Here is a 12,686-nt window from a genome sequence, read left to right as displayed (position 1 = left end):
GAACCTTTCCCCGCTTCCCTACCGGCAATACACCCAAGGCACCGCAGCAGGCAAGCAGCAGCTACTAGGAGCTACCGAGCCGGGCGCATGGCAATGCCCTCGGCCAGCAAGTAATCCTTGAGACGCGCTACCGTAAGGTCGCCAAAATGAAACACACTGGCCGCTAGAGCCGCGTCGGCCCCGCCGGGCTGCAGCACGTCACGAAAATGGACCGCAGACCCGGCCCCCCCCGACGCGATAACCGGCACCCCCACGGCAGCGGCTACCGCCCTAGTCAAGCCAAGAGCGTACCCATCGCGGGTGCCGTCGTGGCTCATACTCGTCAGCAGAATTTCCCCCGCCCCTCGCTCGGCGGCTTCCCGGCACCACGCCACGGCCTCACGCCCAGCGGGATGGCGCCCCCCGTGCGTGAACACATCCCAGGCTTCGGCGGGTGCCCCCACGTCGGGGATGGTAACCGGGGTAGTAGTTAGGTTAGGGGGTTGGGTAAGCGCGTGGCGCGCATCAACTGCCACCACGATGGCCTGGCTACCGAAGCGCCGGGCAAGCTCATCAATCAGGCCGGGGGCACGCAGCACCGACGAGTTGAGGCTAACCTTATCGGCGCCGCTGAGCAGCAAGTCCTCCACGTCGGCCACGGCCCCAATACCCCCACCCACCGTGAAGGGAATATTGACCTCGCGGGCCACGCTACGCACCAGCTCCAGCAGGGTACGGCGCTTTTCAACGGTAGCCGTGATATCAAGCAGCACCAGCTCATCGATGCCTTCCTGGGCATAGCGGGCGGCCAGGGCCACGGGGTCGCCCGCGTCGCGCAGGTTCACGAAGTTGGTGCCCTTCACCGTGCGGCCATTCTGCACGTCGAGGCAAGCAATAAGGCGTTTAGTTAGCATAAGAGTGAGGGTAATCTAGAGTCTAGGGCTGATAGACGGATAAGATAGCCGGGCATAATAGCAGCCAGGAGTGGGGTCGTCTACGTCGAAGACTACAGTTGTTATTGGGATACGCATAAGCAGAAGGAGCACCAGCAATAAGTGGGCAGCCAACAAGCCCTAGGGGTGCAGCTCGGCCCGCAACTCGTGCTCCGTAATGGTTCCCTCGTAGAGCGCTTTGCCAATAATGGCCCCGCTCATGCCCAGTTGCCGCAACGCCGCCACGTCGGCCACCGTCGTGACGCCGCCGCTGGCCACCAGCTGCGCCGCGGGGTAGTCTTGCCGCAGGCTGGCGTACGTGGCAATGGCCGGGCCCCGCAGCTGGCCGTCGCGGCTCACATCCGTGCAAATAAATGTAGTAGCCCCGGCCGCCAGGTAAGCGGCGACAAAGTCAGGTAGGCGCTGGGTGCTCTGCTCCGTCCAGGCACTTACGGCCACGTAGTCCCCCTTAAAATCGGCCCCAATAATGATGCGCGCCGCCCCGAACCGGGCTAGCCACTCCCCCACCAGCGCCGGCTCGCGGGCGGCAATGCTGCCGGCTGTCAGCTGCGCCGCGCCCGCTGCGAAGGCCGCCTCGGCGGCCGCCGTCGTTTGAATTCCGCCCCCAAAGTCGATGTGCAGGCTAGTGTGACGGGCCAGGCGCTCCAACACCGGCAGTTGGCGCGGCTCGCGGGCCCTGGCCCCATCCAAATCTACCAGGTGCAGGTGAGTTGCGCCCAGCTGCTCGAAGTACTGCGCCTGCGCCAGCGGGTCGGCTGCATAGGTGGTTTGGCGGGCAAAATCTCCGCCCGTTAGGCGCACGCAGGCACCATTAATTAAATCGATAGCTGGAATTATATCCATTTGGATAAAGAAAGAATAGCGCCTTAGTAAACCGCCTCCATTAGAAAATTGCGCAGAATATGCTCGCCCACCGGCCCGCTCTTCTCCACGTGAAACTGCACCCCGTAGAAATTACGGTGGCGCACCCCGGCGCTAAACGGCACCCCAGCGGGGTAGCTGGCCTGGGCAATGGTATACTCGCCCACCGGCGCGTAGTAGCTGTGCACGAAGTACACGTAGTCGGTAGCGGGCAGCCCGAGCGCGGGGGTTAGCCCCTGGTTGGCGGCCAGCGGGGAGCTTAGGTGCGCTGGGCTGCCTAGGCCCGCAAACAACGGCGTACGCACGTCGTGCAGGTTGTTCCAGCCCATGTGCGGCACTTTCTGCGTAACATCTTGCGGCACAAAGCGCTGCACGTCGAAAGGAAGTATTCCCAGTAGCTCGGTGCCGCCCGCTGGACCTTCCGCACTGTGGCGGCCCAGCAGCTGCATGCCCAGGCAGATACCCAGAAAAGGCTGCGTCAGAGTGGGTAATAGCTGGTCGAGTCCCGCGGCCCGCAACGAGCGCATGGCCGAACTGGCCTCCCCTTCCCCAGGGAATAACACCCGGTCGGCGGCGCGAATTCGGGCGGGGTCAGCCGTGAGCGTGGCCGAGCTAATGCCGAGCCGCTCCAAGGCAAAGAGCAGCGATTGCACGTTGCCTCCCTGGTAATCGATGACGGCAATTTCCATTATTTATTCAAATGTTAAATATGAGCTAACAGGACATTTTGTAGATTTATCCATTTGAGAAATCTACAAAATGCCCTTGGTGCTCGGGATAACGGCCTGCCCGGCGGGGTCGCGGTGCACAGCCTGCTTGATGGACTTGGCCACGGCCTTGAAAATCGCCTCAATTTTGTGGTGTTCGTTGTCGCCCTCACACTTGATGTTAAGGTTGCAGCGCGCGGCGTCGGAGAAGCTTTTCCAAAAGTGGTAAAACAACTCGGTGGGTACATCTCCCACCCGCTCGCGCCGAAAATCGGCGGCCCACACCAGCCAGGGGCGACCCGAGAAATCGATGGCCGCCTGGGCCAGCGCATCATCCATGGGCAGCAAAAAGCCGTAGCGGTTTACGCCGCGCTTATCCCCTAGGGCCTCGTTGTAAGCGGCGCCAATGGCGATGGCCGTATCCTCCACCGTGTGGTGCTCGTCGATGTGCAGGTCGCCATGGGTGCGCACGTAAAGGTCACAGCCACTGTGCTTGCCTAGCTGGTCGAGCATGTGGTCGAAAAACCCCAGGCCGGTCTGGCAGTCGGTGTGGCCGGTGCCGTCGAGGTTGAGAATAATCTCGATACGCGTCTCGTTGGTGTTGCGCATCACGTGGGCCTTGCGCGGGGGCCGGCGCAGATGCTCGTACACCTGGGCCCAGTCGGTGGTGCTGAGGGCGGCGCGCGCGTCGGCCTCGGCGTGCAGCAAAATGGCCTGGCAGCCCAGGTTCTGGGCCAGTTGCACGTCGGTCAGCCGGTCGCCGATGACGTAGCTGTGGGTTAGGTCGTAGCCACCGGCCGGGTCAAGGTAGCGCGTGAGCAGGCCCGTGCCCGGCTTGCGGGTCGGGGCTGGGTCGTGGGCAAAGCTGCGGTCGATGAGAATCTCCTTGAACTCGACCCCCTCCCCTTTCAGAATGTCGAGCATCTTCTGCTGGTAGGGCCAGAAGGTTGCCTCGGGGAAGCTGCTCGTGCCCAGCCCGTCCTGGTTGGTCACCAGCACCAGCTCGTACTCGCCGTCGCGCGCCAGCTGGGCCAGGGCCGTAATGGCGCCGGGTACAAAATCAAATTTGTCCCAGGCATCAATCTGGTAATCGGTGGGCGGCTCAATGAGGATGGTGCCGTCGCGGTCAATAAAGAGAACTTTCATCACGGATTTAACTAATTTAGCGGACTTCGCGGCCTGGATTACTCCGCCGCTGGCGTGGGTAGCAGGGTGCGGTGAAGGCTCTTACTTAGTAAACGTGCGCAGCGCGGCTACCAACGCTTCGTTCTCGGCCGGGGTGCCCACCGTGAGGCGGAGCGTGCCGGCGCAGGCCGCCTGGCTGGGGCGGCGCACCACAATGCCCTGGCCAAGCAAATGCTGGTAGACGGCGCCCGCATCGGGTTGGAAGCGGGTGAGCAGGAAGTTGGCGTCGGAGGGGAAAATGTGGTCCACAATGGGCAGCTCCCCCAGGGTCTGCCGCAGCCAGGTGCGGCCTTGTAGCAGCTCTTGGCGCAGGGCCTCGAAGCGGCTGGTATCGGCCAGGGCCCCTAGGGCCAGGCGCTGGGTATTTTCCGACACGTTGTAGGGCATCTTGATGCGGCTTAAGTAGGCAATCAGCTCGGCCGAGGCGAAGGCCATCCCCAGGCGGATGCCCGCCAGGCCCCAGGCCTTGGAGAAGGTTTGCAGCACCACCAGGTTCTCGAACTCGCCGAGGCGCGTTAGCCAGCTCGGCTGCTCGGCAAAGTCGCCGTAGGCTTCGTCTACCACCACCAAGCCCCGGAAGCCGCGCAGTACCGCCTCCACGTCGGCCGGGCGCAGGGCGTTGCCAGTGGGGTTGTTGGGCGAGCACAAAAAGGCAATTTTGGCGTCCGAGGCAACGATTTGCCGCACGGCCTCGGCGCTGAGTTGGTAGTCCGCATCGAGCGGCACGCGCTCTAGCTCCACGTCGTTGAGGGCGGCGGCCACCTCGTACATGCCGAAGGTGGGCGGTGTGCTCAGGATGCGGTCCTGCCCCGGCCGGGCCACCAGGCGCACCAGCAGGTCAATCACCTCGTCCGAGCCGTTGCTGAGGAAAATCTGCGCCGGGGCCACCCCCTTGAGCGGGGCCAGGGCGGCTTTCACGGCGCGCTGGTGCGGGTCGGGGTAGCGGTTATACTCGGCGGGGCCGGCGCTGCCCAGGCTGTTCTCGTTGGCGTCGAGCATCACCCGGGCCTCGCCCTGAAACTCGTCGCGGGCCGACGAGTAGGGCTTCATGGCCCGCACGTTGGGCCGAATCAAGGAAGCTAAGTCAAACATGACCGCAGATTTAACGGATTGAACGGATTGCGCGGCTACGCCCCGCTGCGCGGGGCTGGCTACGCGAGTGGGCCTGGGCTAGCAACTAGTTACTAGTTGCTAGCTATTGGCTGCATGGATAGCAATGGCATGGTTAGTGGGCCGCCGGCGGGGCGGCCAGGGCTTCGCGGCGCAGGGCTACGGCGTGGGCGTGGGCGCCTAGGCCCTCGGCTTCGGCCATAGCCTCTACCACTGGGGCCAGGGCGGTGAGGCCGGCCGGCGAGAGCTGCTGGAAGGTGATTTTTTTGTAGAATGAGTCAAGCGACACGCCGCTGTAGCTGCGGGCGTAGCCGCCGGTGGGCAGCGTGTGGTTGGTGCCCGAGGCGTAGTCGCCCACGGCTTCGGGCGTGAGGTGGCCCATGAATACCGAACCCGCGTTATAAATATCGGCGGCCAGCGCTTCTGGGTCGGCCACAGCCAGGATGAGGTGCTCGGGCGCGTACTGGTTGCTGAAGTCCAGCATCGCGGCCACGTCGGGCAGCAGGATGGCGCGGCTCTCAGCCAGGGCCTGGCGGGCCACGTCGGCCCTAGGTAGCAGCGGCAGCTGGCGGTCCAGCTCTGTCAGTACCCCGCTCAGCACTTCCTCCGCGTCCGTGAGCAGCACCACCTGCGAGTCGGGGCCGTGCTCGGCCTGCGAGAGCAAGTCGGCCGCCACGAAGGCCGGGTTGGCGCTGGCATCGGCAATTACCAGCACCTCGCTCGGGCCGGCGGGCATGTCGATGGCCACCCCGCGCTGGGCCGCCAGCTGCTTGGCCGCCGTCACGTAGCGGTTGCCAGGCCCGAAGATTTTGTCTACGGCCGGCACCGAGGCCGTGCCTACCGTGAGCGCGGCCACGGCCTGCGCCCCCCCGGCCTTGATGATGGTGCTGAGCCCTAGGGCCTGGGCGGCGAACAAGATGACCGGCGCCACCTGCCCCGTGCCGCGGCCGGGCGGCGTGCACAGCACAATCTGGCGGCAGCCCGCCAGCTGGGCCGGAATACCCAGCATGAGCAGCGTGCTAAAGAGCGGGGCCGACCCGCCCGGCACGTACAGGCCCACGCGCGGCACCGGCACGCTACGCCGCCAGCAGCGAACGCCGGGCATAGTTTCGACCTCGGCCTCCACGGCCGGCGGGCGCTGGGCGGCGTGAAAAGTGGTAATATTCTGGATGGCCTGGCGAATGGCGGCTTGCAAGGCGGGCGGCACCTGGGCGGCCCCGGCGGCCAGCTCTTCGGCGCTCACCCGCAGCGCGCCCAGGTCGGGCACGCCGTCGAGCTGGGCGGCGTACTGGCGCAGGGCCACGTCGCCGCGCTGGGTTACGTCGTCGAAGATGGCGGCGGCGCGGGCCAGCACCTGGGCGTTCTGCTCGGCCTGCGGACGCTGCTGCAAGCCGGGCCACTGGGCCGGCGCGGGGGTACGGAAGATTTGCATCTCTATTTTGACTATTGGCTGCTGGCTAGTAGCTGTTAGCTTTTTTTGAAACCGCCCCCGTCGCTTTTTCCTGGCAGGAAAAAGCTAACAGCTAGCAGCTAAAGGCTAACAGCTTAGGATATCCGTTTTTCAATGGGCATCACCAGGATGCCTTCGGCGCCGATGGCTTGCAGCTCGCCGGCAATATGCCAGAACTGGTCTTCCTGCACCACCGACTGCACCGACACCCAGCCTTCCTCGGCCAGGGGCGTCACGGTGGGCGACTTGATGCCCGGCAGCAAGGCCTTCACCGCTTCCAGGGCCGAGGCCGGGGCGTTGAGCACGATGTACTTTGAGCGCTGGGCCCGGCGCACGGCCTGCATCCGGAAGCGCAGTTGGTCGAGCAGCTGCTGCTTCTCGGCGCTCAGGCGGGGGGCGGCGATGAGCACGGCCTCGGAGCGGAAGATGGTTTCGACCTCGCGCAGGCCGTTGCCGAGTAGGGTCGAACCGCTGCTCACGATGTCGCAGATAGCCTCGGCCAGCCCAATGCTGGGCGCAATTTCCACCGAGCCCGAGATGGTGTGCAGGTGCGCCTGCACGCCCTGGCCGGCCAGGTAGTCGCCCAGCAGCCGCGGGTACGAGGTGGCAATGTTCTTACCCTGCAGGTCGGCCACCGAGTTGTACTCGGCCCCGCGCGGCACGGCAAGGCTCAGCCGGCACTTGCTGAAGCCCAGGGGCTCCACTTCGAGCTGGGCGCCGCCGGCCTCTACCAGCACGTTCTGGCCCACGATGCCCACGTCGGCCACCCCGTCCTGCACGTAGCCCGGAATGTCGTCGTCGCGCAGGTAGAGGATTTCGAGGGGGAAGTTGCTGGCCTCGACCTTGAGCTTGTAGGACGAGGAAACGAAGCTAATGCCGCACTCCCGGATGAGTTGCAGCGAGTCGTCCGATAGGCGGCCGGACTTTTGGATGGCGATGCGAAGCATGAATAAGTAACGTGCGGACGGCCCTAGGGCATCATCCGGCGGCGAAGCGGCCCCAGGCGGGCCAACCTAAAAAACCCAAACGGAAAAACGGGGCGGCGGTGGAGACGCGGGCGGCTGGCCTCGGCTACGGCGTAGCCTCCAGCCCGGTGGCCCGGCCTCCTAGCGGTGGTGGTGATGATGCACGGCGGCAACCCGCCCCCCCAGGGGGACCAGGTGGGCGGCGGCGAGCGCGGGCGCAGAAAGGCGGGCGAAAAGCATCATTGCGGGGCAAAGGTAGGCCGCGAAACGTAAACCCGCCAACTTAGTTGGCGGGCACGTTGGGGTTAGCCCCGGCGACCTACAGCGGTTCGCGTTAAAATGAGGAAGCCCCAAAACTGCTAGGAATAGTCTGGGGCTTCAGAAGTGCGGGGGAGATTCGACCACCTCTTTACTTCAGCGCAAATGACAACGGAACGTGCGCAAAAGATTCTCCGCCCGCCCCTGGGCCCCCTAGCCCAGCAGCGGGCGGATGGCGGCCAGCACCTGCTGCGGGTAGAAATAGTGCCCGAAGTGGTCACCGGCAATCTCGACGTAGAACTCGGTGGGCGGCAGAATGATGTGGTCGTGGCGGGCGTGCAGGCGCAGGTCGGGCCGGGCGGTGAGCGGCGGGGCGGGCGCGAACAGGATTTGCAGCTGCTGGTAGAGGTAGGCGCGGCTCAGCCGCCGAGTATCGTCGAGCAGCTGGCCGTAGAGGGCGCGCGACTCGGCGAAGGGGTAGCGGCGCTTGAAACGGGCGTTGAGCCAGCGGCTTTGCAGCAGGCCCGCCTGCACCACCAGCCGCAGCACCCCTAGGCCCCGCAGCCGCGAGATAATGCGGTTTTGGTGGGTGAAGCCGCTTAGCAGCACGGCAGTGCAGCCAGTTTCTTGCTTGAGGTAGGCCGCCAGCCAGCCGCCCATCGAGTGGCCCAGCACCACGTCGTGCGCCGTTACACGGTAGTACGCGGCCAGGCGCCGCGCGGCGCTGGCTACGTTCACCGGCCCTAGGGGGCGCCAGTCGGCCAGGGCCTCGGCCAGCTCCATTGCCACCACCGGCAACCCGGGCGGCAGTAGCGGCCGCAACGGGGCGAAGGTTGCGCTGCTTTCGGTGTAGCCGTGCAGCAAAAGCAGGCGTTTCATAGAGGAAAGCTGATAGGGCAGCAAGCTGTCAGCGCAACTTAGCGGCAAAGCAAAGTACAGCGCCCCCTGAGGCAAGAACTCAACAAACAATAATTGCGTTAGGCAGCTTATCTTCGCCCCGTAAAAAAGGGTGCCGACCACTTGGCCAACACCCTTTCCAACTACCGTAGCCAGTGAGCGATGAGCAGTGCGGCTAACGCCTTGGCTGCCCCGCTTACTAACCCCAACAAGATTGCCTTTCCGACATCTTGCAGTAGTTTAGTCGCGCTTTCCCTATTCATGTTTCCCGATGAAGTAGAGGTTGTACCATAACCCCACACTTCAGAAACCCCGGCTGTTCCTAGGCAGCTGGGGTTTCATTTTTTAGGAAACCCGTTTTGGTCGTGGGGCATAACCCAACGCGCTTGCGGCAAAGATACCGCCACCACCCCCAAAACTAAGTATTTTAGCTATATTTCTAGGTATTTTTTAGCACTCAAAATCGCGCTACCGCTTTGATATTCAGCACCCTTTGCGAGAGGTAGCTGGGTACCGAGTAGGTGGTGCCGCTCACGTCCTGCAGGTAGCTGTAGCTGGCCACGTTGTTGGCCCCTAGGATGTTGAGAATCTCCAGGCCCAGCCACAGGCTTTCGAGCGAGGACAGGTGGGGCTTGGGGGTGCCGGCGCGCAGGCTAACTACTTTGCTGAAGCCCACGTCCACGCGGTTATAGGCGCTCGTGAGGGCGTTGTCGCCGCGGTACTGGGGCAGGCCGGGTGGGCTGAAGGGCAGGCCGGTGCCGAATACCAGGTTCACGTAGCCGCGCACCGAGGGATTGTCGGGCAGGTGGTCCTGGAAGAAGATGCTGGCCGTCAGGCGCTGGTCCTGGGGCCGCCGAATCCACCCTAGGGGCTGCACGCCGGTGCGGTTGCCCTGGGCGTCGAAGGTCGTCACGGTGTCGCCGGCAATCAGCTCCTTGGTGGTCAGCAGGCTCAAACTCAGCCACGACTCCACCCCACGCACGAACTCGCCCGAGAGGCGCGCGTCGAGGCCGGCGGCGTAGGCGCGGGCGCTATTTTGGGCCGCGTAGCGCAGGCGCACGTTGTCGATTTCGTAGGGCACCACGTCGCGCAGCAGCTTGTAGTAGGCCTCGGTGCTGAGGCGGAACGGCCGCCCGCCCAGGTGCAGCACCACCTCGCGGCCCAGCACGAAGTGGTACGACTTCTGGGCCCGTAAATCGAGGTTGAGCTGCCCCTGGGGCGAGCGCAGCTCGCGGTAAAAGGGCGGCTGGGCGTAGAGGCCCACCGCCGCCTTCCAGCTGCGGTCGGGGTGGCGCCGGTCGCGGCTCGCAAACTGCGCCCTAGGGCTGAACACCAGCTGCTTATTCACCGACCAGTAGTGGGCCCGCACCCCGTAGGTGAGCGTGCGCAGGCTGTCGATTTCCCAGCTGTGCTGCGCGTAGCCCTGGGTGCGCTGGCTGTTCAGGCCCAGGGTGGCGGCCAGCCGGGTGCGCCGGGCGTCGGGCACGTAGTCGGCCGAGTCGGCGAAGCTGTACTCGTCCAGGCGGTCGTCGATAATTTCGCGGCCCGTCTTCACGCCCCAGCGCAGCAGGTGCGGGCCCTGGGGGTTACCGCCGGGGTTCCAACGCCCGCGCAGCTCGGCCGTGTACACGCGGGCCAGCAGGTCATTGCGGGCGTGGCTGAATGAGGAGCCAATGCTGCGCTGGCGCACCGGCTGGTTGTAGTCGGCGCTGGTGGGGTCGCGGTTGATGTCGGCAAAGCGGTAGCCGGCCTCCACGTCCCGAAACTCAAACTCGCGCGTGCTCAGGGCCGACGCCAGCAGCTCGAACTGCAAACCCGCGTGCACGTTGTGCTTGAGGTCGAGGCCACCCTGGTAGGTGTCGTACTGCATCCGCTCGCGCCCCTGGTAGTCAATGCTGACGCGGGCAAACTGGTTGACGGCCGTCGAAAACGTCACCTGCCCGCTCACCGGCACGAAGCGGTAGTCGTTGTGGGCCACCACCCCCAGCAGGCCCAGACTGGTGCGCTGCAAGTCGCCGTTCTTGTTGCCCAGGCCGATGTTCACGTAGGCCTGCCCGTCGTAGAAAGTGGGGTTGTACTGGCCCTGGTTTTGGCGCAGCGAATTAAACACGTACTGCGCGTTTTTGTAGCGCACGCCCCCTAGGTAGCTCACGCGCTCGTTCTTCGAGCGCGCCTCCACGTGGGCCGAGCCGCCCACCAGGCTGGCCGTGGCCGAGGCCGCGAACTTGGTGGGCTCCTTGTATTGGATGTCGAGCACCGACGAGAGTTTGTCGCCGTACTTGGGCTGCCAGCCGCCGGTGCTGAAGCTCACTTGCTGCACCAGCTCGGGATTCACAAAGCTTAGGCCCTCCTGCTGGGCCTGCGTCACCAGAAACGGCCGGTATACCTCGATGCCGTTCACGTAGAGCAGGTTTTCCTCGTAGTTGCCGCCGCGCACGCCGTAGGTACTGCTCAGCTCGTTGTTGCTCACCACGCCCGGCAGGGTCTTAAGCACGGCGCTGAAATCACCGAACGGCGAGGGAATGACCTTGGCCGTGTTGGGGTCGAGCTGGGTGAGGCTGACTTGCTCGCGGCTGTCGGCGTCGGCGCGGCGGCCGCGCACCCGCACGCCCCCTAGGGCGTGGGCGTCGGGCTGCAGTTGCAGCTGCAGAGGCTGGCCAGCCGCCTCGGGCAGGGTAAGCAGCTGGCGCTGGGGCTGGTAGCCCAGGCGCCGCGCCACCAGCGTCACGCGCGTGCCGGGCGCCAGCGCTCGCAGCACCCGCAGCCGAAACGTGCCGTCGGGCCCGGTGGTGGCCCCGCCGGGCAGGCCCTCCAGGCCCACCACCACCAGTTCCAGGGGCTGGCCCTGGGCGTCGCGCACGGTGCCGCTGAGCACCAGCACGGCGGGGGTCGCCGGGGGCGCGGCGGGCGCCGGCGCTTGCTGGGCCAGGACGGGCCCGGCCAGCGGCAAACTAAGAATAGCGAGTAGCGGTAGATACTTCAAGCAGCGGCAGGACGGGATAAGCGGCTAAGAACGGCAAGTGGCCGAACGTCGCCGCCTCAACGCCAACCTTCGGTTTTTAGTAAGCCCCGGTCGAAAATACGGCGGGCCGCGCGGTGGGGTCGTTGTTTCAGGGCGCCGAGGCCCTAGGGAACATTGGGTTGACGGGCAGGCGCTGGCTCGCTACTACGCTGCCGCGCGCTCCTCCCCTGCCTGGCGCAGCTGCTGGCGCAGGGCGGCCAGCGTGGCCACCGGCCCGGCACTGGCCTTAAATACGAAGCTGCCCGCGATGAGTACGTCGGCCCCAGCCTGCACCAGGGCAGCGGCATTGCGGTCGTCCACGCCGCCATCCACGCCGATAAGGGCGGGCGAGCCGGCGTCGAGCAGCAAGTCTTTCAGTTCGGCTACCTTTTGCAGGGTGTGCGGAATAAAGGCCTGCCCGCCGAAGCCGGGGTTCACCGACATCACCAGCACGTAGTCGAGGTCGGCGGCAATGTCCACGAGTAGGCCCGCCGGGGTGGCCGGGTTCAGGGCCACGCCCGCCACGCACCCTAGGGCCTTGATTTGCTGCACCACGCGGTGCAGGTGCGGGCAGGCCTCGTAGTGCACCGTTAGGTTGGTGGCGCCCGCGTCGCGGAAGGCAGCCAGGTAGTTTTGCGGCTCCTCAATCATGAGGTGCACGTCGATGGGCTGCTTGGCGTGGGGCTTGAGGGCTTCGAGGATGGGCAGCCCGAACGAGATATTGGGCACGAAGCACCCGTCCATCACGTCGAAGTGCAGCCAGTCGGCTTCGGCGCCGGCCAGGGTTTCGGCCGTGGCCTGAATGTTGGCCAGGTCGCTAGCCAGCAGCGAGGGGGCCAGCAGCGGCTCGCGGCGGGGGGGGCCGGCGGCAATGGGGTGTACGCTCATGCCCGCAAAGGTAGAAACCCGCCGGCTAGGCCCGACGGGCAACAACGCGGCCAGCTAGCGGGCAAACTCGCCCACGTGCCAGAGGATGCCGCAGGGGTCGTACAGGTAGCACTCCTTGCCCCAGGCAAAAGTTTGCACCGGCGTTAGCCGGGCGCCCGCATACCGGGCCGGCAAGTCCAGGGCCCGCAGCTGCTGGTAGTACTGGTCGGCGTCGGTTACTTCCAGAAAAACCATGGTATTCGCAATCCAGTCCGGCACGTAGGCGTCCTGCAAGTAAAACCCCAGCGCCTCAGTGGCAAACAGCGACAGGGTTGGCGTCAAAGCGGTTTCCTGAAAACCCAGCTCGGCGTAGAAGGCCCGGGACTGCGCAAAGTCCCGGGCCCCGATAAACGGCCGCAGCGAAAGCGCGTTAAGCTTCATGGTGGTGCAAGA

At 65.2% G+C, this 12,686-nt stretch carries 11 protein-coding genes; all 11 read right to left on the bottom strand.

What is annotated here, in order from left to right; all coding sequences use genetic code 11:
* Nucleotides 1-71 precede the first annotated feature (71 nt).
* Nucleotides 72-893: an imidazole glycerol phosphate synthase subunit HisF gene (hisF, locus tag HHL22_RS03560; RefSeq protein WP_169529584.1), complete on the bottom strand. Its 822-nt coding sequence runs from the start codon at nt 891-893 to the stop codon at nt 72-74.
* A gap of 159 nt (nt 894-1,052) precedes the next feature.
* Complete coding sequence (locus HHL22_RS03555; RefSeq protein ID WP_169529583.1) at nt 1,053-1,775, bottom strand: 1-(5-phosphoribosyl)-5-[(5-phosphoribosylamino)methylideneamino]imidazole-4-carboxamide isomerase; 723 nt, start codon at nt 1,773-1,775, stop codon at nt 1,053-1,055.
* A gap of 23 nt (nt 1,776-1,798) precedes the next feature.
* Entirely contained in the window at nt 1,799-2,482 is a 684-nt protein-coding gene (locus HHL22_RS03550; RefSeq protein ID WP_169529582.1) for an imidazole glycerol phosphate synthase subunit HisH, read from the bottom strand.
* A gap of 63 nt (nt 2,483-2,545) precedes the next feature.
* Nucleotides 2,546-3,649 carry a bifunctional histidinol-phosphatase/imidazoleglycerol-phosphate dehydratase HisB gene (gene hisB, locus HHL22_RS03545; protein WP_169529581.1) on the bottom strand — a complete coding sequence of 368 codons (1,104 nt, stop codon included), beginning with the start codon at nt 3,647-3,649 and terminating at the stop codon, nt 2,546-2,548.
* A gap of 78 nt (nt 3,650-3,727) precedes the next feature.
* A complete protein-coding gene (hisC, locus tag HHL22_RS03540; protein WP_169529580.1) occupies nt 3,728-4,777 on the bottom strand; it encodes a histidinol-phosphate transaminase in 1,050 nt (349 codons plus the stop codon).
* A gap of 133 nt (nt 4,778-4,910) precedes the next feature.
* Nucleotides 4,911-6,227: a histidinol dehydrogenase gene (gene hisD / locus HHL22_RS03535; protein ID WP_169529579.1), complete on the bottom strand. Its 1,317-nt coding sequence runs from the start codon at nt 6,225-6,227 to the stop codon at nt 4,911-4,913.
* A 113-nt stretch (nt 6,228-6,340) separates the two neighbouring features.
* Nucleotides 6,341-7,192 (bottom strand): ATP phosphoribosyltransferase, encoded by an 852-nt coding sequence (gene hisG / locus HHL22_RS03530; RefSeq protein WP_169529578.1) that lies wholly within the window; start codon nt 7,190-7,192, stop codon nt 6,341-6,343.
* 489 nt (nt 7,193-7,681) lie between these two features.
* A complete protein-coding gene (locus HHL22_RS03525) occupies nt 7,682-8,347 on the bottom strand; it encodes an alpha/beta hydrolase (protein ID WP_169529577.1) in 666 nt (221 codons plus the stop codon).
* A 475-nt stretch (nt 8,348-8,822) separates the two neighbouring features.
* Nucleotides 8,823-11,348, bottom strand: coding sequence for a TonB-dependent receptor (locus HHL22_RS03520; RefSeq protein WP_195809216.1), 2,526 nt, complete (start codon nt 11,346-11,348; stop codon nt 8,823-8,825).
* Between the two features lie 183 nt (nt 11,349-11,531).
* Entirely contained in the window at nt 11,532-12,254 is a 723-nt protein-coding gene (gene rpe / locus HHL22_RS03515) for a ribulose-phosphate 3-epimerase (protein WP_169529576.1), read from the bottom strand.
* Between the two features lie 54 nt (nt 12,255-12,308).
* Nucleotides 12,309-12,674, bottom strand: coding sequence for a VOC family protein (locus HHL22_RS03510; protein WP_169529575.1), 366 nt, complete (start codon nt 12,672-12,674; stop codon nt 12,309-12,311).
* Between the last annotated feature and the right edge of the window lie 12 nt (nt 12,675-12,686).

The sequence above is a fragment of the Hymenobacter polaris genome, from assembly GCF_012927305.1.
Lineage (GTDB): Bacteria > Bacteroidota > Bacteroidia > Cytophagales > Hymenobacteraceae > Hymenobacter > Hymenobacter polaris.
The sequence above is the reverse complement of the archived record's forward strand: the minus strand, read 5'-3'. Positions and strand labels throughout refer to the sequence as shown.

What these genes read in the sequence shown, in the direction of transcription:
- hisF (WP_169529584.1), bottom strand. Translation starts at nt 893, where the DNA reads ATGCTAACTAAACGCCTTATTGCTTGCCTCGACGTGCAGAATGGCCGC.
- HHL22_RS03555 (WP_169529583.1), bottom strand. Translation starts at nt 1,775, where the DNA reads ATGGATATAATTCCAGCTATCGATTTAATTAATGGTGCCTGCGTGCGC.
- HHL22_RS03550 (WP_169529582.1), bottom strand. Translation starts at nt 2,482, where the DNA reads ATGGAAATTGCCGTCATCGATTACCAGGGAGGCAACGTGCAATCGCTG.
- hisC (WP_169529580.1), bottom strand. Translation starts at nt 4,777, where the DNA reads ATGTTTGACTTAGCTTCCTTGATTCGGCCCAACGTGCGGGCCATGAAG.
- hisD (WP_169529579.1), bottom strand. Translation starts at nt 6,227, where the DNA reads ATGCAAATCTTCCGTACCCCCGCGCCGGCCCAGTGGCCCGGCTTGCAG.
- hisG (WP_169529578.1), bottom strand. Translation starts at nt 7,192, where the DNA reads ATGCTTCGCATCGCCATCCAAAAGTCCGGCCGCCTATCGGACGACTCG.
- HHL22_RS03525 (WP_169529577.1), bottom strand. Translation starts at nt 8,347, where the DNA reads ATGAAACGCCTGCTTTTGCTGCACGGCTACACCGAAAGCAGCGCAACC.
- rpe (WP_169529576.1), bottom strand. Translation starts at nt 12,254, where the DNA reads ATGAGCGTACACCCCATTGCCGCCGGCCCCCCCCGCCGCGAGCCGCTG.
- HHL22_RS03510 (WP_169529575.1), bottom strand. Translation starts at nt 12,674, where the DNA reads ATGAAGCTTAACGCGCTTTCGCTGCGGCCGTTTATCGGGGCCCGGGAC.